The organism is Mycolicibacter sp. MU0102, from assembly GCF_963378105.1.
In the GTDB taxonomy this organism is placed as follows: Bacteria; Actinomycetota; Actinomycetes; order Mycobacteriales; family Mycobacteriaceae; genus Mycobacterium; species Mycobacterium holstebronense.
In genome coordinates, this window is record NZ_OY726398.1 from 3042304 (window position 1) to 3065056 (window position 22753).

Annotated in this window: 21 protein-coding genes; 7 read left to right on the top strand and 14 right to left on the bottom strand. The window is 69.0% G+C overall.

Annotated elements, in window-relative coordinates:
- Positions 1 to 6 precede the first annotated feature (6 nt).
- On the bottom strand, positions 7 to 1020 hold the full coding sequence (locus RCP37_RS14310; RefSeq protein ID WP_308483726.1) for a uroporphyrinogen decarboxylase/cobalamine-independent methonine synthase family protein: 1014 nt from the start codon (positions 1018 to 1020) through the stop codon (positions 7 to 9).
- A 61-nt stretch (positions 1021 to 1081) separates the two neighbouring features.
- On the opposite strand from RCP37_RS14310, the gene RCP37_RS14315 reads away from it, so the two are divergent.
- Entirely contained in the window at positions 1082 to 1705 is a 624-nt protein-coding gene (locus tag RCP37_RS14315) for a sensor domain-containing protein (RefSeq protein ID WP_308487094.1), read from the top strand.
- Between the two features lie 88 nt (positions 1706 to 1793).
- On the opposite strand, the gene mnmA is transcribed toward RCP37_RS14315, so the two are convergent.
- The 4 genes from mnmA to RCP37_RS14335 form a co-directional block, all read right to left on the bottom strand.
- Positions 1794 to 2870, bottom strand: a complete 1077-nt coding sequence (gene mnmA / locus RCP37_RS14320) for a tRNA 2-thiouridine(34) synthase MnmA (protein WP_308483727.1) — start codon at positions 2868 to 2870, stop codon at positions 1794 to 1796.
- Complete coding sequence (locus tag RCP37_RS14325; protein ID WP_308483728.1) at positions 2867 to 4051, bottom strand: cysteine desulfurase family protein; 1185 nt, start codon at positions 4049 to 4051, stop codon at positions 2867 to 2869. Before RCP37_RS14325 ends, mnmA begins: the two co-directional genes overlap by 4 nt.
- A 62-nt stretch (positions 4052 to 4113) precedes the next feature.
- Positions 4114 to 4932 carry a lysophospholipid acyltransferase family protein gene (locus tag RCP37_RS14330; protein ID WP_373693023.1) on the bottom strand — a complete coding sequence of 273 codons (819 nt, stop codon included), beginning with the start codon at positions 4930 to 4932 and terminating at the stop codon, positions 4114 to 4116.
- Positions 4929 to 5813, bottom strand: coding sequence for a GNAT family N-acetyltransferase (locus RCP37_RS14335; RefSeq protein WP_308483729.1), 885 nt, complete (start codon positions 5811 to 5813; stop codon positions 4929 to 4931). The genes RCP37_RS14330 and RCP37_RS14335 overlap by 4 nt, the downstream gene beginning before the upstream one ends.
- Positions 5814 to 5998: 185 nt before the next feature.
- Between RCP37_RS14335 and RCP37_RS14340 the strand changes: the two genes are divergently transcribed.
- Complete coding sequence (locus RCP37_RS14340) at positions 5999 to 7258, top strand: IS30 family transposase (protein ID WP_308483379.1); 1260 nt, start codon at positions 5999 to 6001, stop codon at positions 7256 to 7258.
- A 47-nt stretch (positions 7259 to 7305) separates the two neighbouring features.
- Here RCP37_RS14340 and RCP37_RS14345 read toward each other — a convergent pair whose 3' ends face one another.
- From RCP37_RS14345 to RCP37_RS14365, 5 genes are all read right to left on the bottom strand, one after another.
- Positions 7306 to 8034 (bottom strand): SDR family NAD(P)-dependent oxidoreductase, encoded by a 729-nt coding sequence (locus RCP37_RS14345; RefSeq protein ID WP_308483730.1) that lies wholly within the window; start codon positions 8032 to 8034, stop codon positions 7306 to 7308.
- The gene (locus tag RCP37_RS14350) at positions 8031 to 8774 is read right to left on the bottom strand and encodes an SDR family oxidoreductase (protein WP_308483731.1); all 744 of its coding nucleotides are present in this window, start codon (positions 8772 to 8774) and stop codon (positions 8031 to 8033) included. The genes RCP37_RS14345 and RCP37_RS14350 overlap by 4 nt, the downstream gene beginning before the upstream one ends.
- A 122-nt stretch (positions 8775 to 8896) precedes the next feature.
- The gene (locus RCP37_RS14355) at positions 8897 to 11671 is read right to left on the bottom strand and encodes an AAA family ATPase (RefSeq protein WP_308483732.1); all 2775 of its coding nucleotides are present in this window, start codon (positions 11669 to 11671) and stop codon (positions 8897 to 8899) included.
- A gap of 18 nt (positions 11672 to 11689) precedes the next feature.
- Positions 11690 to 12646, bottom strand: a complete 957-nt coding sequence (locus tag RCP37_RS14360) for an electron transfer flavoprotein subunit alpha/FixB family protein (protein ID WP_308483733.1) — start codon at positions 12644 to 12646, stop codon at positions 11690 to 11692.
- 38 nt (positions 12647 to 12684) lie between these two features.
- Positions 12685 to 13476 carry an electron transfer flavoprotein subunit beta/FixA family protein gene (locus tag RCP37_RS14365; protein ID WP_046286923.1) on the bottom strand — a complete coding sequence of 264 codons (792 nt, stop codon included), beginning with the start codon at positions 13474 to 13476 and terminating at the stop codon, positions 12685 to 12687.
- Positions 13477 to 13672: 196 nt separating this feature from the next.
- Here RCP37_RS14365 and RCP37_RS14370 point away from each other — a divergent pair, with 196 nt between their 5' ends.
- From RCP37_RS14370 to RCP37_RS14385, 4 genes are read left to right on the top strand one after another with little or no spacing between them, the layout of a single operon-like run.
- Positions 13673 to 14470: a class I SAM-dependent methyltransferase gene (locus RCP37_RS14370; RefSeq protein ID WP_308483734.1), complete on the top strand. Its 798-nt coding sequence runs from the start codon at positions 13673 to 13675 to the stop codon at positions 14468 to 14470.
- Positions 14467 to 16002: a 1,4-alpha-glucan branching protein domain-containing protein gene (locus RCP37_RS14375; RefSeq protein WP_308483735.1), complete on the top strand. Its 1536-nt coding sequence runs from the start codon at positions 14467 to 14469 to the stop codon at positions 16000 to 16002. The genes RCP37_RS14370 and RCP37_RS14375 overlap by 4 nt, the downstream gene beginning before the upstream one ends.
- Before the next feature lie 55 nt (positions 16003 to 16057).
- On the top strand, positions 16058 to 17302 hold the full coding sequence (locus RCP37_RS14380) for a glycosyltransferase family 4 protein (RefSeq protein WP_308483736.1): 1245 nt from the start codon (positions 16058 to 16060) through the stop codon (positions 17300 to 17302).
- 10 nt (positions 17303 to 17312) lie between these two features.
- On the top strand, positions 17313 to 18446 hold the full coding sequence (locus tag RCP37_RS14385) for an NDMA-dependent alcohol dehydrogenase (protein WP_308483737.1): 1134 nt from the start codon (positions 17313 to 17315) through the stop codon (positions 18444 to 18446).
- 12 nt (positions 18447 to 18458) lie between these two features.
- Here the strand turns inward: RCP37_RS14385 and RCP37_RS14390 are convergent, their stop codons facing one another.
- Both RCP37_RS14390 and RCP37_RS14395 read right to left on the bottom strand, forming a co-directional pair.
- Complete coding sequence (locus RCP37_RS14390; protein WP_308483738.1) at positions 18459 to 20225, bottom strand: flavin-containing monooxygenase; 1767 nt, start codon at positions 20223 to 20225, stop codon at positions 18459 to 18461.
- A 72-nt stretch (positions 20226 to 20297) separates the two neighbouring features.
- The gene (locus RCP37_RS14395; RefSeq protein ID WP_308483739.1) at positions 20298 to 20906 is read right to left on the bottom strand and encodes a TetR/AcrR family transcriptional regulator; all 609 of its coding nucleotides are present in this window, start codon (positions 20904 to 20906) and stop codon (positions 20298 to 20300) included.
- Between the two features lie 51 nt (positions 20907 to 20957).
- Here RCP37_RS14395 and RCP37_RS14400 point away from each other — a divergent pair, with 51 nt between their 5' ends.
- On the top strand, positions 20958 to 21530 hold the full coding sequence (locus RCP37_RS14400) for a TetR/AcrR family transcriptional regulator (protein ID WP_308483740.1): 573 nt from the start codon (positions 20958 to 20960) through the stop codon (positions 21528 to 21530).
- 14 nt (positions 21531 to 21544) lie between these two features.
- On the opposite strand, the gene RCP37_RS14405 is transcribed toward RCP37_RS14400, so the two are convergent.
- Both RCP37_RS14405 and RCP37_RS14410 read right to left on the bottom strand, forming a co-directional pair.
- Positions 21545 to 21868: a TfoX/Sxy family protein gene (locus RCP37_RS14405; protein ID WP_308483741.1), complete on the bottom strand. Its 324-nt coding sequence runs from the start codon at positions 21866 to 21868 to the stop codon at positions 21545 to 21547.
- Entirely contained in the window at positions 21868 to 22740 is an 873-nt protein-coding gene (locus RCP37_RS14410; RefSeq protein ID WP_308483742.1) for an alpha/beta fold hydrolase, read from the bottom strand. Before RCP37_RS14410 ends, RCP37_RS14405 begins: the two co-directional genes overlap by 1 nt.
- Between the last annotated feature and the right edge of the window lie 13 nt (positions 22741 to 22753).

Below are 22753 nucleotides of genomic sequence, written 5' to 3' on the forward strand. Positions count from 1 at the left end.
CTGCCTTTAGATCGCCTCGGGGTCGCTGGCCAGAGCCTCGCCCACCTTGCGCGCCAGCCCTACCGCGGTGCGCGCCCACGCGGCGCCGGCGCCGGCCATCCCGCAGACCGGACTGATCCCGACCCGCTCGGCCAGCACCGAGCGGGGGAATCCGATCCGGTCGGTGATCGCTGCAACCGCGGTCGCCAGCTCTTCGACGTCGGGCGTCCGCGCCGGCGCCAGCGCGGGAACCAGTCCCATCACCACGGTGCGGCCGGAGTCGACGAAGGCACCGATCTGGTCGTAGTCGGCGGATTCCAACGCGGTGCAGTCCAACGCCAGCGCAGTGATAGCGCTGCGCTGCAACACATTCCACGGGAGACCCGATGCACAACTGTGCACCAGCACCTCGCCCCCGATCGTGTCGGCGCAGCCGTCGAGCAGCGCAGTGGCCACCGCCTCGTCGATGGCGGCTACCGGGCTCAACGCGGTCACTCCAGCCAGCCGGCCGGTCACCGCGGCGGCCAGGGACGGCTCGTCGAGCTGCACGATCACCGGTGTGTCGAGCCGGCGAGACAGGTCGGCACGGTGTGACTTGAGGCCCTCGGCCAGCGATTCGGCCAAGTCCCGCATCGCACCGCGGTCAGTGATCGCCCGGTGCCCGTTGGCCAGCTCCACCTCCGCGGCCAGCGTCAGCGGACCGGCCGCCTGCACCTTGACCGGGCGGCCGCTACCGCGCAGGCCGGCGACTTCCCACGCCTCTTCGAGCGCGTCGGCGTCCTCGCCGAGCAAGCTCACCGCGCGCCGACTCACCGCTCCGGGACGCGCGGCCAGCCGGTAGCCGCGCGGCGCGGTGTCGATGGCGATGTCGACCAGCAGCGCGCCGGTCCGACCGATCATGTCGGCACCCACTCCGCGGCCCGGCAGCTCGACCAAGTGGGCCAGGCTGCCACCCAACTCACCGACCACCACCTCGGCCGCCGCGCGCGCCGAGATGCCCGGCCACGACCCCAGTCCGGTCCCAGTGGCGAAAGCACTCACCGGGCAACCGTATTGAAGTGACATGACCCCAGGCACGGCGGGCTAGCCTTCGGTGGTGAGGATGTCGCGGTTGGTGCCGATCTGGGCGGTGGCTGCAGCGGTGGTGGGCTGCACCCGGCTGGTCGACGGGACCGCGCTGCCACCGGTGGCGCTGCCGGCGCCCGACGGCGTCGTGGATCTCGGCCGGGTCATGCTCGGCGCGCCCCGGATGCGAGCCATCGTCGGCGCCGACGAGCAGCTGACGGTCATCCCCACCATGGATTCGAGCTCTCCCACCGACATTGACGACCTCGCCGCCACCATCCCGCCGCCGTGCCGCTTCATCTTCGCCGAGACCGCGGTGTTCGGATCCGCCGCGACGCGTTTCCACAAGACCACCTACCAGTACCCGCCCAAGGCCGCGCTGGTCTCTGAGGGCGCTGCGGTCTACCCCGACGCCGAAGCCGCACATCACGTTCTCGACGCGTTGGTGGCCACGGTCGCCGAATGCGCCGACACCGCTGCCGGGCCGGGACTGGTCAGCGAGTGGGCTTCCGACGGCGCGTCCCTGCGTACCCACGCCGGCGCCTGTGGCCGGGCCTATCAGGTCAAGTCGGTGGTGTTGTTGGAGGTCACCTACTGCGGCTTCTCGGAGTCCGACGCCGACCTGGTGGTGACGAACATGGCTTCGGCGGTGCCCGGTTAGGCGAGCTTCCCCGCGCCGAACGTGCATCCAGGGCGAAAAAATCGCCGGATCGTCGCACTCAGTACACGTTCGGCGCTAAGAGCTGACGCTATGCACCGGTGGCCGCAATGGTGGCGCTGGCGATCACTTCGTCGCCTTGTGCGTCCGGGCGGTAGCAGGCCAGGGTCTGGCCGCGGGCCACGCCGCGCAGCGGCTCGCGCAGCCGCACCTGCAGCATGTCACCGACCAGTTCGGCCACCGCGCCGACCGTCTCGCCGTGGGCCCGCACCTGCACCTCGCACTCGACTGGCCCGCGCCACGGCTGCCCCGAGGTGAACACCGGCGCTCGCCCGGTCAGCTCCACCACGTTCAAGTCGACGGCCGACCCGACGGTGACGGTGCCGGTCGCGGCGTCGATACCGGTCACGTAGCGCGGCTGGCCGTCCGGGCCGGGCCCGGCGATGCCCAGGCCCTTGCGCTGGCCGATGGTGAAACCGTGCACCCCGTCGTGCTGCGCAAGCACCGATCCGCCGGTGTCCACCACAGCTCCGGGCCGCACTCCGATGTGACCGCCGAGGAAGGTGCGAGTGTCGCCGGTCGGGATGAAGCAGATGTCGTGGCTGTCGGGCTTGCTCGCCACCGCCAGGCCGCGTTCGGCGGCTTCGGCGCGGATCTGCGGCTTGGGGGTATCCCCGATCGGGAACGCCGCGTGCTGGAGCTGCTCGGCGGAGAGCACCGCGAGCACATAGGACTGGTCCTTGTCGGCGTCCACCGCGCGGCGCAGTCGACCGTCGGCTAGCCGGGCGTAGTGGCCGGTGGCCACCATGTCGAAACCCAGGGCGAGGGCTCGGGCGGCCACCGCGGAGAACTTGATCTTCTCGTTGCACCGCATGCACGGATTGGGCGTCTCGCCGCGCGCGTAGGACTCGACGAAGTCGTCGATCACCTCGTCCTTGAACTGCTCGGAGAAGTCCCACACGTAGAACGGGATGCCCAGCACGTCGGCGACGCGACGGGCGTCGTCGGAGTCTTCCCGCGAGCAGCAGCCCCGCGAGCCGGTGCGCAGGGTGCCCGGGTTGCGCGACAGTGCCAGGTGCACGCCGACCACGTCGTGGCCGGCATCGACCATGCGGGCCGCCGCCACCGAGGAGTCCACTCCGCCGCTCATCGCGGCGACGACCTTCATCGCGCTACTCCCGCGGCGGCCAGCATCGCCTGGCGTGCCCGGTCCACCGCGCCGGGCAACACCGCCAGTACCGCGTCGACGTCACCGTCGACGCTGTTGTGCCCCAACGACAGTCGCAGCGATCCGCGGGCTGCGACCGGGTCTGCTCCCATCGCGGTCAGCACGTGCGAGGGCTGCGGCACACCGGCGGTGCAGGCAGATCCGGTGGAGCATTCAATCCCGTTGGCGTCCAACAGCATCAGCAGCGAGTCGCCTTCGCAGCCGGCGAAGGTGAAGTGGGCGTTGCCGGGCAGGCGTTGGGTGCGCGAGCCGTTGACCCGGGTGTTGTCGATCCGGGCGAGCACTCCGTCGATGAGCCGATCGCGCAGGCCCGCGACCCGGTCGGCGGTGGCCTCCAACGAGCCCACGGCGACCTGGAGAGCCGCAGCCATTCCGACTGCTCCGGCGACATCGGGTGTGCCGGAACGGATGTCACGCTCTTGTCCCCCACCGTGCGTGAGCGGGACACAGGTCACGTCACGACGAATCAGCAGTGCGCCGGCCCCGCACGGCCCACCGAACTTGTGGGCGGTCAGGCTCAGCGCGGACAACCCGCTGGCAGCGAAATCGACCGGCAGCTGCCCGACAGCCTGCACCGCGTCGGAGTGCATCGGCACCCCGAACTGCGCGGCGATCGCGGCCAGCTCAGCGACCGGCAACACCGTGCCGACTTCATTGTTGGCCCACATCACCGACACCAGGGCGACGTCGTCGGCCCGGCCGTCGTCCAATTCCTCGCGAAGCGCCTCCGGTGACACCGACCCGTCGGCGTTGGTGGGCAGCCAGGTGATCTCGGCGCCCTCGTGATCGGCGAGCCAGCCCACCGCATCCAGCACGGCGTGGTGCTCGACCTCAGTGGTGATGATCCGGCGCCGCTGCGCATCGGCGTCGCGGCGGGCCCAGTAGATGCCCTTGACGGCCAGGTTGTCGCCGTCGGTGCCGCCGGAGGTGAACACCACCTCCGACGGACGCGCACCCAGCAGTGCCGCGATGGACTCCCGGGACTCCTCCATGCGACGGCGCGCGGCGCGGCCGGCGGCGTGCAGCGAGGAGGCGTTTCCCACGGTGCCCAGCACAGCTGTCATCGCCTCGATGGCCTGCGGGTGCATCGGGGTGGTGGCAGCGTGATCCAGATAGACCATGACCTGCTAAGGATACCGGGCACTTCGCGACGACCCAGCGTTGCGGCGGGCGGCCAGGGTGCTCAACAAGCGATGCGGGCCCGTCGGCGTCGCCGGACCCGCCAGCCCACCGCCGCCTGGCAACGAGCGGCGAGCTCACGCCGATCCGTTCCCGGCAACTGCAATGCCGCGACATGCACCTGCGCGATGGTGCGGCGCGCGGTGATCAGACGACGCATCGAGGCCAGCAGGCTGTCGTCGCCGACGAACGCCGGTACGGTCGACGGCGCCCCGTCCGGGTGGTGATAGGTGAGCTGCAGGGGCTGCACCGGCCGGCCCGCATCCACGGCGGCCTGGAACATCGCCGGATAGAACCGGCCGTGGGCCCGTCCGCACCACGTGGTGCCCTCCGGGAACGCCACGACCGTGCGACCGGCCCGCAATCGGGCCGCGACCGTGTCGATCACCACCGGCAACCCACGCAGACTGTCGCGCTCGATGGGGATGATCCGCATCATGCGGGCCAGCGCTCCGATACCGGGCCAGCTGATCAGATCGGCGCGCGCCACGAACGTGCCCGGCGACACCGCACCGATGACGAACACGTCCAGCCAGGACACGTGCGGGCTGACCACCAAGATGCCGCGCAGGTTGCGTACCGGCCCGCCGGTCGTCGTCACCCGCACCCCGAAGCAGCGCAACACCACCCGGCACGCGCCGCGCTGCAGCCGGACGCGACCTGGAATCGGCACCGCCAGCAGTGGCAGCAGCGGTGCCAGCAGCACCACCAGCGCCAGCCGCAGCGCCACCACTGCCGGGAACGGCCGCTCGCTACCGCGGCGGACACATCTCGGCGTGCAGGCCGCCAGGGGCGCCCACGCGTTCACCACCGTCCGGTTCACGCGTGTGCGGCGCTGTCTAGGGCCGCTGTGGCCGCTGGGGCTTCTGGGGCCCCGCCGACCACCGACGCCGCGGACACCGACCGGAGTCGGCGCAGGTAGCGGGTGTCGGCCTCGCTGCGGCGCAGCAGGGCCGGGAAGTCCCCCACCCCGAAATCTGGGTCGTGGGCCGGCTCGCCGCAGACCCGCGCGCCCAGGCGCAGGTAGCCGCGCAGCAGCGGCGGCATGGTGGGGCGAGTCGGCGGCGCGATCTCGTCGAGGCTCTTGCCGTCGATCACCACCGGCCGATACGGAGTAACCCGGTACGGGGAGGCGTGGCGGCGCCGCACGAAATCGCGGACACCGCGGATCTGACTACCGGGGGCGCCCTCGCCGCGCACCGGCACCGAGACGCAGCCGGTGATGTAGTCGTACTGGTAGCGGTCCAGATAGGCCAGGATGCCTGCCCACATCAACAGCACGACGGCGCCGTTGCGGTGGCCCGGCCGCACCACCGCGCGGCCCATCTCGACCAGCGACGGCCGCAGCGGGTCCAGCGCGGTGACATCGAATTCCATTGCGCTGTAAAGACCTCCGGCGGCGATAGCCCCGGTGGGAGGAAGCATCCGGTAGCAGCCGACCAGCTCACCGGAGTCGTCGTCGCGCACCAGTAGGTGGTCGCAGTATTCGTCGAAGTGGTCGGCGTCCAGGCCGGGGCGGCTGTCGCCGGAATCGGTCAGGGTAAAGCCCGGCTCGGTGCTGAACACCTCAAAGCGCATCCGTTGGGCGGCTTCGATCATGGCGGAATCGGTGGACAACAGCAGCGAGTAGCGGGGGTTGTCGGTCCCGGAAGCGGGAGAATCGGTGGCGGGCTCAGGGGCGATGAGAACAGAACCAGTGCTCACACCCGCCACGCTCGCGCAGCCAGGCAGCGACGAGGCAATCACGGCATGACATGTCGGTGCACGCTTGGTGACGAATTGTGCGCACCGGCAAGCAACGCCCGCCGGGCGTTGAGATTGCATCTATGGTCGTGAATCGATGCCTGGGCTCAGGGGGTGGTTGCAACACTTCGTAGTTGGGGGTGTTGATGACTGGTCAACCGCAGGTGTTGTCGGTGCAGCGTCGGTTCTGGGATTTGATCGCTGCGGGATGCTCGTCGTCAGACGCTGCTCTGTTGGTCGGCGTGTCGGTGACCTGTGGCGGTAAATGGTTCCGCAGATTCGGTGGTGTGAACCCACGAATGCAGGATCCGCAGGGACGCAAACGACCGCGACTGTCACCGGACGACCGTGAACAGATCATGATCGGCACCGCTGGCGGGGAGTCGATCCGTTCAATCGCCGGCCGGCTCAACCGGGCTCCGTCGACGATCATGCGCGAGATCCACGCCAATGGCCGGTGCCGTACCGCGCCAGGTCGTTACCGAGCGAAGTACCGGTTCGGTGCTCGCCGAGCGGGCTGGGATGCCAAGTCCGGCTATTCGGCACGGATCGCGCAACGCCGCAGCGAAGAACGGGCGCGGCGCCCCAAAGCGGGAAAGCTGGCCCGCCACCGGGCGCTGCGCGAGGAGGTGCAAGCGTTGTTGGTCATGAAATACAGCCCGCAGCAGATCGCTGGGCTGTTGGCCAAGACCTACCCTGACCGCCCGGAGATGCAGGTGTCCCACGAGACCATCTACAAGGCGCTCTACGTGCAAGGACGCGGCGAGCTGCGCCGTGAGCTGACTCAGTGCCTGCGCACCGGGCGAGCGCTGCGCAAACCCCGTGCACGTACCGGCCGCCCCACCTCGCAGGGCCGGATTGCGGGCATGGTCAATATCAGCCAACGTCCCGCCGAGGCCGCCGACCGTGCCGTCCCCGGCCATTGGGAAGGCGACTTGATCATCGGCAAGAACCAGGCCTCCCAGATCGGCACCCTCGTGGAGCGCTCCACCGGATTCGTCCAGTTGCTGCATCTGCCGGCACGTCGCGACCCCGAAACGGTGGCCGAGGCGATGATCGCTGCGATCAAAACCCTGCCTGAAGCCCTACGTCGGTCCCTGACCTGGGACCAAGGCAGCGAAATGCATCACCATGCCCGTATCAGCTTCGAAGCCGACATCGACATCTACTTCTGCGACCCGCACTCACCATGGCAGCGCGGCAGCAACGAAAACACCAACGGGCTACTGCGCCAATATTTCCCGAAGGGCACCGACCTGTCAGTGCACTCCGCCGACTACCTCGCCGAAGTCGCCGCCGAACTCAACGGACGACCCCGCAAACGCTTCGACTGGGACAGCCCCGCCCAAGTCCTCAAGCGACTACTGTCACCCCCGACAGAAACCACTGTTGCAACCAAACCATGAATCCGCCATGTCATGCACAACCATCAGTGCAATCTCAACGCCGCGGGTCAGGCAGCGGCGCCGCCGCCGTCGGCGTGCAGCGTCGATCCGGTGATGAAGCTGGACCGCGACGACGCGAGGAACAACACGGCCTCGGCGATCTCGGTGGCGTGTGCGGTGCGCCCCAGCGGAAGCGCCCGCCCCAGTTCGTCATTGACGTCGCCCCATTCGGCGACGACTCCGTCGGTGGCGGTCGGTCCCGGCGCAACGCTGTTGACCCGTACCCCGTGTGGGCCGAATTCCGCGGCCCACGTACGAGTCAGCGACTCCAACGCGGCTTTGGAAGCGCTGTAGCTCGACGCACCGGGAACCCCCTTGAAGGCGACCATGCTGGTGACATTGACGATGCTGCCGCGCCCGCGCCGCAGCATTCCCGGCGCCAAGGCTGCGACCAGAAAATAGGCGCCGCGCACATTGGTATCGAAGGTCGACTCGAACGAGGCCACATCCTGTTCCACGGTCAGCGCACCGGGGAAGCTGGCGGCGTTGTTCACCACAATGTCGACGCCGTCGCCGCATTGGCGCACCAGAGATCTCACCGAGTCGAGGTCGGACAGATCCGCGGCCACGAACCGCACACCGCCACCGAGTTCGGCGACGGCGGCGGCACCACGCTGCTCCGAGCGGCCAGTGATGATCACCTCGGCACCGTGGCGCGCCAACAGCCGCGCGGATTCGAGCCCGATGCCCGCGGTCCCGCCGGTCACCAGGGCGGTCTGACCCGCCAGGTCGTTCACTGTGTCACCTGCCAGTCAGCCAGCCTGGTCGCCGCCAGGGTCGCGTCGTCGCCGGTGACCAGGCCGGTGTCGCCGATCTTGGTGCCGAAATAGACCGCAGCCGGGTCGACGACGATCGGGAGGTTCTCGCCCCGATGGGCCAGCACCAGGGCGGCCAGTTCAGCGAAGGTCAGCTTCTCCGGGCCACCGATGTTGATGATCCCGTCGACCGGCGCGGCCTGAGCGGCGCGGGCCACTTCAGCGGCCACGTCAGCCCCGGCGATCGGCTGGATCAGACCTTCGGGCACCCGGACCTCGCCGTCGACGGTCAGTGATGCGGTGATGCCGTCGGCGAACTCGTGGAACTGCGTGGCACGCACGACGGTGTAGGGCAACCCAGACTCGGCGATGATGCGCTCCTGGGCGACCTTGGCGCGCATGTAGCCGCTGTCGGGCAGGCCGTCGCAGTTCACGATGGAGAGCACCACGTAGTGGCCGACGTCAGCGGCTTTGGCCGCGTCTACCTGGTTGGTGGTGGACTTGGTGAAGAAGTCCAGCACCGGTCCGTCGGCGAAGTCGGGTGAGTTGACCACGTCGACGAGCACGTCGGCGCCCGAGAGGGCGTCGGCCAGGCCGTCTCCGGTCAGCACGTCGACACCGGAATTGCGGGCAGCTGCCACGGTCTCGTGGCCGGCGGCGCGCAGCAGCTCTACGACCTTGGTACCGATCTGCCCGCTGGCACCCATCACAGTGATCTTCATCCTCGATACACCCTCTCTTCACAGCACGATTTCGGTACCTCGACCCTGGCACCGTGCGGTCCGTGGGGGAACCCCGGAAAGTCCGTAGTCTGCTTCGCGGCGGGCGGGGTTTGGGGCCCCGGTCAGCGGCCGACAGCGATGTCGCGCAGTTCGCGGCGCGAGCGGATTCCCAGCTTGGCGAAGACCTTGCGCAGGTGCCATTCGACGGTGTGAGCACTGATGAACAGCTGGGCCCCGATCTCGACATTGGTCAGGCCGGCACCGGCCAGCTCGGCGATCTGCCGCTCCTGTGGTGTCATCACGTCACCGCCGGGCGCGGCCTTGCCGCTGACTTTGTCGCCGATCACCTGTAGTTCGCGGCGGCTGCGCTGCGCGAAGGCCTGCGCCCCGAACCCAGTGAACATCTCGTGGGCGGTGCGCAGCTGCCTACGCGCGTCACCGCGCCGCTTCTCCCGGCGCAGCCACTCCCCGTACACCAGGTGCGCACGCGCCAGGTCCACGGCGATCCGGGTGCGCTCCAGCCGCTCGACGGCCTCGACATAGTGGTCCTCGGCGGCGGGGCCGTCACACAGCAGCGCTCGCGAGCGGGCCAATACGCCCAGCCCCCAGTCGGTTCCGCTGACGGTGGTGCGTTCGGCCAGCTGCGCCAGCGCCTCGGCGGCCAATGTCAGCTCGCCGCCGCGCACCCCGGCCTCCACCAGTTCGGCCAGGTTCCACCCGTAGAGGCCCAGATCCTCGTACTCCAGCACCCGGCGCAGCGCCTCGCATGCCGACTGGTAGCGGCCCAAGCCGTTGTTGAGCACCGCGGAGGCGTAGCCGATCAGCGCGATGATGCGGCCCTCCCCGCGGGCGGCCCCGCTGCGGGCCGCGGCGTCGATCAGCGCGGTCGCCGCGGCTTCCTCGCCCGTCCAGGCCGCCAACGCCAGCGCGTGATAGCGCACCGGGGTCTGACCGGACGCCGCGCTCAGGGCGTCGGCGTCGGCGATCAGCGCGCGCGCCGCCGCGAACTCGCCGGCCTGCACGTGTACGCCGGCCCGGGTCGTCAACGCGACCGGCAGCATGGCCAGCGCACCGGTGTCGGTCGCGACCCGCACGGCGTCATTGGCGATCCGATACCAGGCCTGGTCGTCCCACACGTCATGCACGGCGGCTTCGTATCCGATCGGAAACGCCTGCCATGACCAGGTGTTTGGGGTCAGTGCGGCAATCGCGGCACGCAACGGCTCCAGGCCGGCCTGGCAGCCGGCGCTGATACGGGTGGTCAACGCAAGCAGCAGCAGGTCAGCCGGCCGGTTCGTCCGCACGCCCGCTGCCAGCGCCGCCGCGGTGTGCTGGCGCACCTGCGCCCCGAATGCCCGGCCCGCATACATCGCCGCACTGACCGCCTCCAACAGGGTCTCTTGCGCCATCACCGCGTCAATGGGCTCCAAACGACTTGCCGCGCTGAAGAATTGGTGAACTGAGTCAAGAACGGTGGAGGTGTGTCCGCTCCCGCGGCCACGGGTGAACGCCAACTGCGCGCGCATCCGGGCCAGCCGAGCACGCTGCAGCTCGTCGAGCGGTGCGAGCTCGGCGGTGCCCAACAGGACTGCGGCGGCGTCTATTTCAGCCACCTCCCGCTTGGCTTCGGCGGCATCGAGCGCCCGGGACCCGCGCCGCAGCGGGTCGGGCGTCAGTTCGGTGGCACGAGCCAAAAATGCTGCCGCCGCGGCGGTTCCACCGCGCAATGCCGCCCTGTCAGCAGAACGTTCCAGCTCCGCGGCGACCGATTCGTCCGGGCCGGGCGCCGCATGGGCGCGATGCCACGCCCGCCGGTCGGGGTCGTGCGCCGGGTCGGTGGCCTGCGCCAGCGCGCGGTGGGCATCGCGGCGCTCTTCCAGACTCGCCGCGCGGTAGATCGCCGAACGCACCAGTGGATGCCGGAACCGCACCCGCGCGCCCACCTCGATCAGGCCGGCCTCCTCTGCCGGAGCGATGGCCGCGGCCGCCAGGCCCGACTCACCGGCCGCCCGCAGCAACAGCGCCGCATCCCCCACCGGCTCGGCGGCAGCCAGCAACAAGAGTCGTTGGGCGTCGTCTGGCAACGCATGAACCCGGGCCAGGTAATGGCGTTCGATCTGTCCCGCCACCGGTACCACGTCGGGGCGGTAGTAGCCGCCGGCCAACTCGGCCGCGGACAGCCCCCGCGGCAGTTCCAACAACGCCAGCGGGTTGCCGTGAGTCTCGGCGACGATCCGGTCGGCGACCTGGGAATCGATCCGGCCCGGCAGCGCCGACTCCAGCACGGCGCGCGCGTCGGCGTCGGCCAGGCCGCGCAACATCAGTTTCGGCAGTCCGGTCAGTCCGTCGACGGGTTCCCGCAGTGCGCACACCAACGCGACGGGTTCGGCCCGTAACCGGCGGGCTACGAACCCCAGCGTCTGAGCCGAAACCCGATCGAGCCACTGGGCATCGTCGATCAGACACAGCACCGGCTGCCGGGTGGCGACCCCGGCAAGCAGGCCCAACACCGCCAGCCCGACCAGAAATCGGTCCGGCGCCGATCCGCTGCTCATGCCGAACGCGATAGCCAGCGCCTCGCGCTGCGGTTCGGGCAACAGGTCGATCCCGTCGGCCACCGGTGCGCACAGCTGCTGCAGCCCGGCGAAGGCCAGCTCCATGTCGGACTCCACCCCGGCCGCCCGAATCACGTGGAAGTCCGGCGCCGATTCGGCCAGATAGTCCAGCAGCACGGTCTTGCCGATCCCGGCCTCGCCGCGCAGCACCAGCACCTGGCTACGGCCCCCGCGGGCGGCAGCGAGGGTTTCTCGTAGCTGCTCGCACTCGGCGTCACGGCCCCGCAAAGACGGCAAAACCCCCGACACGCCAGGCGTGCGGGGGTTTTGCCGACTGCTCACGCAGGTGAGAGGTGCTTCTTAACCCTTGCGGGCCTTGATCGCCTCGGTCAGCTGCGGGGTGACCTTGAACAGGTCGCCGACGATGCCGAAGTCGGCGATCTCGAAGATCGGCGCTTCCTCGTCCTTGTTGACCACGACGATGGTCTTGGACGTCTGCATGCCGGCCCGGTGCTGGATCGCACCGGAGATGCCCAGGGCGATGTACAGCTGCGGCGAAACCGTCTTGCCGGTCTGGCCGATCTGGAACTGGCCCGGGTAGTAGCCCGAGTCCACCGCGGCACGCGAGGCGCCGACGGCAGCACCGAGCGAGTCGGCCAGCTCCTCGACGACCGAGAAGCTCTCGGCGCTGCCGACACCGCGACCACCGGACACCACGATGGGGGCCTCGGTGAGCTCCGGGCGGTCACCGGCCACGGCCGGCTGACGCGAGGTGATCTTGGTGGCGTTCTCAGCGGCGGCGGGCACCTCCACGGTGACCTGCTCGCCCGCACCAGCGGCCGGCGCGGGCTCAACGGCACCCGCACGGACGGTGATGACCGGGAGTTCGCCGGTGGGCTCGGCCTCGACGGTGTAGGCACCACCGAAGATCGAGTGCACGACCTTGGCGCCTGCCTTGACCTCGACGACGTCGACCAGCAGACCGGAACCGATCCGGGCCGCCAGGCGGCCGGCGACCTCTTTGCCGTCGGCGGTGGCGGCGATCAGCACCGCAGCCGGGGCAGCCGACTCGGCCAGCCCGGCCAGCACGTCGACAGTCGGGGTGAGCAGGTAGCTGTCCACCACGTCGGATTCGGCGACGTAGATCTTTGCGGCGCCGGCTTCCTTCAGGCCGTCCACCAGCGGGGCGGCGGTGCCGGGGGCACCGACGACGACCGCGGACGGCTCGCCGAGCTCACGCGCGGCGGTGATCAGTTCGGAGCTGACCTTCTTCAGCGCTCCGTCGGAGTGCTCAACGAGCACAAGTACTTCAGCCATGTCTATTTTCTTCCGTCTTCGCTAGGTCCGGGGATCGCTTAGATGAGCTTCTGGGCAACCAGGTAGCCGGCGATCTTGGTGCCGCCATCGCCCTCGTCGGTCACCTTCTCGCCAGCGGTCTTCGGCGGCTTCGGAGTCGAAGCGGTCACCTTGGTACCGGCGTTGGCGACACCGACCTCGTCGGCCTCCACGCCGATCTCGGCCAGGGTGAGCACGGTGACTTCCTTCTTCTTGGCGGCCATGATGCCCTTGAAGGAGGGGAAGCGCGGCTCGTTGATCTTCTCGTTGACGCTCACCACGGCCGGCAGCGAAGCCTCCAGGGTGAACACGCCCTCGTCGGTCTCCCGCTCACCGGTGACCTTGCCGCCCTCGACGGTCAGCTTGCGCAGGTGGGTCAGCTGCGGCAGACCCAGGTACTCGGCGATGATCGCCGGAACCGCACCGCCGACACCGTCGGTCGACTCGTTGCCGGCGATGACCAGCTCGGTGCCCTCGATGGCGCCCAGCGCGCGCGCCAGCGCCCAACCGGTCTGGACGACGTCGGAACCCTTCATGCCGTCGTCCAGGATGTGCACGGCCTTGTCAGCCCCCATCGACAGCGCCTTGCGGATCGCCTCGGTGGCCCGCTCCGGACCGGCGGTCAGCACGGTTACGGTGCCTTCGGCGCCTTCGGCCTCCCGGATCTGCAGAGCCTCTTCGACGGCCCGCTCGTTGATCTCATCGAGCACGGCGTCGGCAGCCTCACGGTCCAGAGTGAAGTCACCGTCGGTGAGCTTGCGCTCCGACCAGGTGTCTGGGACCTGTTTGATCAGGACCACGATGTTCGTCATGAGTGTGGTTCGTCCTCCTCGAAGGGGTCCTGCAGCGGCGGGCCACAAGACTTCGGTAGCGATTCACGCAGCCGCACGAGAATGTTACTCACCGGTAACTTAATGCGGTTCGCGTGTACAGAGTAGCGGGTCGTGATATTGCCATGTGGGGTAGCCGGTTCATGGACCGCGCCCTTCGCGTTAGCCTGCCTGTGCAATGAAATCTACGAATGCCGCCGGAGAACCCACCGGCACGCCGCCCAGCGACAGCACGCTGACGCTGACCGGGGAGCGCACCATTCCCGGACTGGACGTCGAGAACTACTGGTTCCGACGTCACGAGGTGGTCTACCAGCAGCTGGCGCCGCGCTGTAGCGGCCGCGAAGTCCTGGAGGCCGGATTCGGCGAGGGCTATGGCGCCGACCTGATCGCGCGCGTGGCCCAGCGGGTGATCGGCGTGGATTACGACGACGCGGCGGTGGCCCACGTACGGGCCTGTTACCCGCGCGTCGAAGCCGTCCAGGGAAACCTCGCCGACTTGCCGCTGCCCGACGCGGCCGTGGACGTGGTGGTCAACTTCCAAGTCATCGAGCACCTCTGGGACCAGGGGCAGTTCATCGCCGAATGCGCCCGCGTGCTGCGGCCCGGCGGGTTGCTGATGGTGTCCACGCCCAACCGGATCACCTTCTCCCCCGGGCGCGACACCCCGATCAACCCGTTCCACACCCGCGAACTCAATGCCGCCGAGCTCACCGAGCTGCTGCTCGAGGGCGGATTCGTCATGGACGGCATGTTCGGGGTTTTTCATGGGCCGGTGCTGGCCGAGATGGACGCCCGGCACGGCGGCTCGATCATCGACGCCCAGATCGCGCGGGCCGTCGCCGACGCGCCCTGGCCGGCCGACTTGCTGGCCGATGTCGCCGCCGTCACCAGTGACGACTTCGACATCCTCGAAGCCTCGCAGCGCAACATCGACGACAGCCTGGATCTGGTGGCGATCGCGGTGCGCCGGTGACCGACAAGTCCAGCGGCCCGGTACCGGGCCTATTCACCCTGGTGCTGCACACCCACCTGCCGTGGCTGGCGCACCACGGCCGCTGGCCGGTCGGTGAGGAGTGGCTCTACCAATCCTGGTCGGCGGCGTACCTGCCGCTGGTGCGGGTGCTGCGGACGCTGGCCGCCGAAGGCCGCCGGAACCTGCTCACGCTCGGGGTGACACCGGTGGTCGCCGCCCAGCTCGACGACCCGTACTGCCTGGACGGGATGCACCACTGGCTGGCGAACTGGCAGCTGCGCGCCGCCCAGGCCACCACCCTTCCCGACATCCGACCGTTCGGGCTGCACGAATCCGCCGCCGCCGAGCAGGCTCTCGAGGAGTTCGCGCTGCTGTGGCGCCACGGAGCCAGCCCGCTGCTGCGTGAGCTGGTGCAGGCGCAGACGGTGGAATTGCTCGGCGGTCCGCTGGCCCACCCGTTCCAGCCGCTGCTGGCGCCGCGGCTGCGCCAGTTCGCGCTGCACGAGGGATTGGCCGACGCTCGGGCGCGGTTGGCCCACACCCCCGCCGGAATCTGGGCACCGGAATGCGCGTACACGCCAGGGCTGGAAACCGAGTACGCGGCCGCGGGCATTTCGCACTTCATGGTCGACGGTCCGTCGCTGCACGGCGACACCACATTGGGCCGACCGGTCGGTGATTCCGACGTGATCGCGTTCGGCCGTGACCTTGCAGTCAGCTACCGGGTGTGGTCGCCGAAGTCGGGCTATCCCGGGCATGACGCCTACCGCGATTTCCACACCTATGACCACCGCACCGGCTTGAAGCCGTCCCGGGTCACCGGCCGCAACGTCTCCCCCGAGCAGAAGGCGCCGTATGACCCGCAGCGCGCTGATGCCGCGATCGATGCCCACGTCGCCGATTTCGTCGAGGTGGTCCGGGGCCGCCTGCAGTCCGAGTCCGAGCGGATCGGCCGACCGGCCCACGTGGTTGCGGCATTCGACACCGAGCTGTTCGGCCACTGGTGGTACGAGGGACCGACCTGGCTGGCCCGGGTATTGCGGGCACTGCCGGAAGCGGGCGTTCGGGTCGGCACGCTCACCGATGCCATCAACGCCGGATTCGTCGGCGAGCCGGTCGAACTGCCGCCCAGCTCGTGGGGTTCGGGCAAGGACTGGCGGGTATGGTCCGGCGAGCAGGTCGCCGACCTGGTTCAGCTGAACTCCGAGGTGACCGAGACCGCCTTGGGCGCCGTCGACAAGGCCCTGGCCCAGACCGCTGCGCCGTCGGGCCCCACCCCGCGCGACCGGGTCGCCGACCAGATCCTGCGCGAGGCGCTGCTGACGGTCTCCAGCGACTGGCCGTTCATGGTCAGCAAGGACTCCGCGGCCGACTACGCCCGCTACCGCGCGCAGCTGCACGCACACGCCACCCGCGAGATCGCCGACGCGCTGGCCGGCGGCCACCGAGACACCGCACAGCGCTTGGCCGACGGCTGGAATAAGGCCGACGGTCTGTTCGGCGCCCTCGATGCCCGTAGGCTGCCACGGTGACCCCCCGCCCCCGGACCTCGCACCGCCACGGTGCGCGTCAGAACGGACACACCGCGTGAAGATCCTGATGGTGTCGTGGGAATACCCGCCGGTGGTGATCGGCGGGTTGGGTCGCCATGTCCATCACCTGTCGACGGCGCTGGCCGCCGCCGGGCACGACGTGGTCGTGCTGTGCCGGCGCCCCTATGGCACCGACCCGAGTACGCACCCGTCGTCCGACGAGATCAGCGAGGGCGTGCGGGTTGTCGCCGCGGCCCAGGACCCGCACGAATTCTCCTTCGGCGAAGACATGATGGCCTGGACACTGGCGATGGGGCATTCCATGGTCCGCGCCGGACTATCGCTGAAGATCGACGGCGGCCAGAGCGTGTGGCGTCCCGACCTGGTGCACGCCCACGACTGGCTGGTTGCACACCCGGCGATCGCACTCGCTGAATTCTATGATGTGCCTTTGGTTTCCACGATCCACGCAACCGAGGCCGGGCGTCACTCCGGCTGGGTGTCGGGAGCGTTGAGCCGTCAGGTGCACGCGGTGGAATCGTGGCTGGTCCGCGAATCCGATTCACTGATCACCTGTTCGGCCTCGATGCGGGATGAGATCACCGACCTGTTCGGTCCCGGCCTGGCCGAAACCACCGTGATCCGCAACGGCATTGACGCCGCCCGGTGGCCATTCGCCCCGCGCCAGCCCCGCAGCGGGCCGCCGGAGATCCTGTTCGTCGGGCGGCTCGAATACGAGAAGGGCGTGCACGACATCATCGCCGCCCTGCCGAAGATCCGGCGCGCCCAGCCGGGAACCACGCTGACCATCGCCGGCGACGGCACCCAGCAGGACTGGTTGGTCGAATGCGCCCGAAAGAACCGGGTACTCAAGGCAACCCGATTCATCGGCCGGGTCGACCACGACGAGCTGTTGGCGCTGTTACACCGCGCCGACGCCGCGGCACTGCCCAGTCACTACGAGCCGTTCGGCCTGGCGGCACTGGAGGCCGCTGCCGCCGGAACCCCGCTGGTGGTCGCCGACGTGGGCGGACTGGGCGAGGCGGTGATCAACGGCGAAACCGGCATGTCCTGCCCGCCGCGCGACGTGCCGGCCCTGGCCGCGGCCGTCTGCCACGTGCTCGATGACCCGGACGCCGCCCAGCGCCGGGCGGTGGCGGCCCGGGAGCGGCTCAGCTCCGACTTCGATTGGCACACCGTCGCCGACGAGACCGCCCAGGTGTACCTGGCGGCCAAACGCCGCTTGCGGGACCCGCAGCCACGCCGGCCGATCATCGAGCACGCGCTGCCGGACCGGTAAACCCGGCACCATGAAAAGCCGCGCCGCGATCCTGCGAACCTACGGCGGCCCCTGGTCGGTCGAGGAGTTCGAACTCGATCCGCCGCGCGCCGGCGAGGTCTTGGTCCGCATGGCCGCGGCGGGCCTGTGCCATTCCGACGAACACATCCGTCAGGGCCACCTGGCCCCGCCGGGGCAGAGCGCTCCGACCGCGCCGACGATCGGCGGTCACGAAGGCTCCGGGGTGGTCGTGCAGGTCGGTGACGGTGTCACGGGGCTGTCCCCCGGCGATCATGTGGTGACGTCATTCGTCGCGGTCTGCGGTCAATGTCATTGGTGTTCTTCGGGTATGGAGTACATCTGTGATGCCGGAGCGGGAACGATGCTGCCCGGAATGCCGACTGACGGCACCTTCCGACACCACGGCCGCGACGGCCGGGATCTGGCTCATGTCTCCAAGATCGGCGCGTTCGCCGAACACACCGTGGTCTCGGCCGCCTCGCTGGTCAAGATCGATCCGCAACTGCCCCTGCTTCCCGCGGCCCTGCTGGCGTGCGCGGTGCCGACGGGGTACGGCTCGGCGGCGTATCGCGCCGGTGTTCGCGGCGGCGACACCGTCGTGGTCATCGGGGTGGGCGGTATCGGCACGGCCGCCGTCCAAGGAGCCCGCATCAACGGCGCTGTCCGGATCGTCGCGGTGGATCCCATTGCCTTCAAGCGGGAATCAGCGCGCACGTTCGGCGCCACCGACACCGCGTCCAGCGCCGCCGAGGCCTTCGAGTTGGTCCGCGACCTGACCCGCGGGGTGATGGCCGACGCGGTGGTGGTGTCCCCTGCTGTCGTCAGCGATTCCGACGTGGAGGACGCACTGCGGCTGACCCGCAAGGCCGGCACCTGTGTGCTGACCGGAATGGCGGTGCAAGGCACCCGGACCAACATCGATCCCCAGGACATGATGCTGATGAACAAGACGCTGTGCGGCACCGTCTTCGGCTCCTGTAACCCGCGGACCGACATCCCGCTGTTGGCCACGCTCTACGATGCGGGCCGACTGCAACTCGATGAGATGGTCACCAAGCGTTACCAGCTCGATGACGTCAACCAGGCGTATGAAGACCTGGCCGGCGGCGAATTGATCAGGGGCGTCATCGACTTCGGCCTCTAGCTCCGCACGCGGCTATCGGGTGACGGTGACCCCTTCCAGGGTGCCGGATTCGCGCCACGCGGCCAGGATGTCGGCGTATTCGGTGGGGCTGCCGAAGAAGAAGCTGTCCTGGCGCAGCCGCGCGTTGGCGTGGCCCTCACGGTTGTAGTAGCCCGGGGTGCACGTCTCGCGGCGTCCGGCGATGACGTCGGAGCGCGCCACCACGGCATCGACCCAGCCCTGTTCGGCGTCCTCGGTGGCCTCCAGAGCGGCCACGCCCTGCTGCAACGCGTGGGCGATCACCCACGCCACGTGCCGCGATTGGGTGTCGATCAGGTAGGGGAAATTCACCGTGAACCCGGATTGGGCAATGCTCTCGATAAAGCAGTTCGGGAAGCCGCTCACGTGCAGGCCGTGGAAGGTGCGCACGCCGTCGGTCCACTTCTCGGTCAGAGTCACGCCGTCGCGCCCGATGACCTCGAAACCCGTGCGCCGGCAATAGTCGGTACCCACCTCGAAGCCGGTCGCGAAAATCAGGCAGTCCAACGGGTATTCGACGCCGTCGACTACCGCGCCGGAAGCAGTGATCTGCTCGACGCCGCGGCCCTTCGTGTCGACCAGGGTGACGTTGTCGCGGTTGAAGGCCTGCAGGTACTCGTCATGGAAGCACGGCCGCTTGCAGTAGTAGCCGTACCACGGCTTGAGTGCCTCGGCGGTGGCCGGATCGTCCACCAGCGCATCGACGCGGCCGCGGATCTCCTCCATCTTGGCGAAGTCGGCCATCTCGGCGGCGTTCGGGCCACCCTCGTCGACGATCGGCATCTCCTTGGTGAGGCTGGTCCAAGCGTCGTCGACGAGGTCTTCGTCGGCCTGGCCCCCCGCGGTCAGGATCTGAAAGTTCTCCATACGGCGCTGTTGCCAGCCCGACTCCAGCCCGGCTGCCCACTGCGGATCGGTGGGCCGGTTGCCCCGTACGTCCACCGTCGACGGCGTGCGCTGAAAGACGTAGAGATGCCCGGCCGCCTCGGCCAGTCGCGGCACGCACTGGATGGCGGTGGCACCGGTGCCGATGATCCCGACCCGCTTGTCGGCCAGCCGGTCCAGATCCGCGCCGGTGTAGCCGTAGTCCCAACGGCTGGTGTGGAAGGTGCGCCCGGCGAACTCGTCGATGCCGGGGATACCCGGCAGCTTCGGCTTCTGCAGGTAACCGTTGGCCATGGATACGAATCGGGCCCCGAATGCGTCGCCTCGATTGGTGGTGATCACCCAGCGCGATGCCGACTGTTCCCAACGGATTTCGGTGACCTCGGTCTGCAGGCAGGCGTCGCGGTACAGGTCGTAGTGGCGGGCGATGCGCTGACAGTGCGCGAAGATCTCCGGACCCTTGGCGTATTTCTCGGTCGGCACGTAACCGAGTTCCTCCAGCAGCGGCATGTAGACGTAGGACTCCACGTCACAGGCGATGCCGGGATACCGATTCCAGTACCAGGTGCCGCCGACGTCGGCCGCCTTGTCGATCAGGCGAATACTTCCCACGCCGAGTTCACGCAGCCGGGCGCCGGTCAGCAGTCCACCGAATCCGGCTCCGACGATCGCGACGTCGACTTCGTCGGCCAGCGGTTCCCGGGTGTATCCGGGGTCGGCCCAGGGGTCGTGCGCGAACCGGGCGAAGTGGCCCGCCACCTCGACGTACTGGTCGATCCCGTCGTTTCGCAGGCGCCGTTGGCGTTCCCGGGTGTACTTGTCGCGCAGGGCATTCGGATCAAAGTCCTGGCCTTGCAGATCCTGGACGTCGGTCACTATCAGGCACCTCCGGAACGCCGCAAAGCCAGCCAGCAACGCGCCCAGCATATAATCAATCAATTGATCATATCAATGGCTGCCGAACAAGGTTCCCCTGATCAGGCGCTTCGCGGCCGCCAACGCGGCGTGATAGGTCTCGGGAGATCCGGTCGCCGCCAACTCGGTCAGCCCATAGACCAGGGCGTAGGTCACCTCGACCGCCGGCCGCGCCTCGGCGGCGTCGCGACTATCGCCGTCATCGACGATCCCGGCGATGATGTGGCGCAGCGCCTCCAGTCCCCCGCTTCCGGTCTCGCCGGGATACACGGTGACGGCGTTCTGAGCGCGAATCGCCCACTCGAACGTGGCGAGATCGGGATGTTCGCGCATGAGGTTGCCGGACTCGTCCAGCACGGCCTCGATCCGGTCGACGACCGTGCCGGGCCGCTGCGCGGCGCGCCGCAGACGCGGCAGCGCGATCTCGGCTCGCGCCGCGATCGCGGCCGCCACCAGTTCGGCCTTGTTCGGAAAGTAGTTATAGAGGTTGGCGCTGGTGACACCTGCCGTGCGCGCGATCTGACGGATCGTGGTCCGCGCGTAGCCCAATTCGGCCACGCACGCAATGGTGGCGGCGATGATCCGCTGGCGGGTCTGGCCGCCGTCGGCGCCGACCGGGCGGCCCAGCTGCGGAGTCGACATGGACACATCCTCGCAGCCGCCAGTTCTCCGGCGGACTAATCTGGGGTGATCATGCCCCTGACATCGTCGCCGCGGGGTCGGCCGGCTGGAAGCAGCAGCGACCAGACCCGCCAGCGGATCATCACCGCAGCGATCCGGCGCGTCGCCGAGGTCGGCCGTTCTGGTGCCACGATCCGCGAGATCGCCTCCGCCGCCGACGTGACCAGCGCCAGCCTGTACCACTACTTTCCGAACAAGGATGAGCTGATGGCAGCGACCGTGGCCGCCGCACGCGAGATCGCACTGCCTCGACTACATGCCGCGGCGCAGCGCACCGGCACCGTGGCCGATCAGCTTGCCGCGGTGCTCGCCGAGGCCGATCGATTGAGCCACGACCACCCGTATCTGGCTGCCTTCGAACGCGCCACCGGCGAGGTCTCGCCGTTGCGCGACGTCATCGGTGAGGTGGTCGGCGAAGCGCGTCGCGGCGGTTCGCTGGCCCGCGACATCGACAGCGATGGTGCCGCGGACGCGATCTACGCGTTGACGCGGGGGCTGACCGAGCAGGCAGCGCAGCTGTCACCGGACGCCTACCGTGCCACCCTGCGCTGCGCCGAAGATCTCCTGCGCGGCACGCTATTTTAGGCTGCTGCCCCGCTCTAAGCGCTTGCCGCGGCGGCGATTCCGATGTCAATCCATTCGGCGAGCTGTTGCCGAGAGCTGACGTGCTCGCCATCGACATGGACCCAGCCGCGCATGGTCCGTCCGCCCATCTCCATGGGTTGGGCGGCGGTGGTCCGCAACAGCTGCTCGGCGCGTGCCGCGCCCACGCGGACCAGCAGCCCGCCGGCCATCGCCGCGACCGCGATCTTGCCGGCGACCAGGAATGCCAGCCCGCCGAACATCGCCTTTTCCAGCACCGGTGGACCGTCGCCCGCGATTATTGCCCGCACGCGGGCCGCCAGCTGCGCGTCGTAGGCCACTAGGACCCCGGGTGCCAGTCGCGGATCGCTGCCGCGAAGTGTTCGGGAGCATCGGAGGGAACGAAGTGACCGGCACCTTTGACGATGACGGTCTGGTGATTGGTCAGCGTCAGTTCCCACTGCCGCAGTTCCCTGTCACCGAAGGCGAAGTCGTCGTCGCCCCAGATGATCAGCGCTGGGAGCGCCGCGATGGCGGGCAACCCGGATTCGACGTCGGCGAGAAAGGCTCGGCTGGCGGTGATCTCGCGGGGAAAGACTGCGGCCGCCTCTCGCCGCGCGGGGCTGTAGAGCGCCTTTCGGTAGTGGGCCATCTCCTTGCCGGTGGGCTTGGAGAGGCGGTGCCCGATGGGGATCATGAGGTTGACGAAGAGGTTGAACTGTCTGATCAGCAGGCGTCCGATCGGGCCGCCCATCACATGCGACATCACCTGGACGAGCGGAGCGCCGACCGGCCATGCCCACGTGTTGGACAGCACCAACCGGTCGAAGATCTCGGGACGTTGTTGCATGACGGCCAACCCGATCGGTCCGCCCCAGTCGTGTACCACCAAGGTGACTCCACTGAGGGCGAGCGCGTCTACGAACGCGCCGATCACGCGGGTGTGTTCGGTGGGCAGATACCGATATCCCGGGCCCGCCGACGACAGCCCGAACCCGGGGTAATCCACGGCGATGCAACGAAAGTCCGACCGCAACGCTTCGATGACCTTGCGATAGTCGAACGACCAGGTCGGGTTGCCGTGCAGGAACAGCAGCACCGGCCCTGACCCTTCGTCCACGTAGTGGACGCTCTGGCCGTCAACGTCGAGGAACCGGCTCTCGAACGGGAACAGCGTGTCGTCGACCCACGCGGGCCGTTCCGCGACTGCCATAACCACCTCCTCA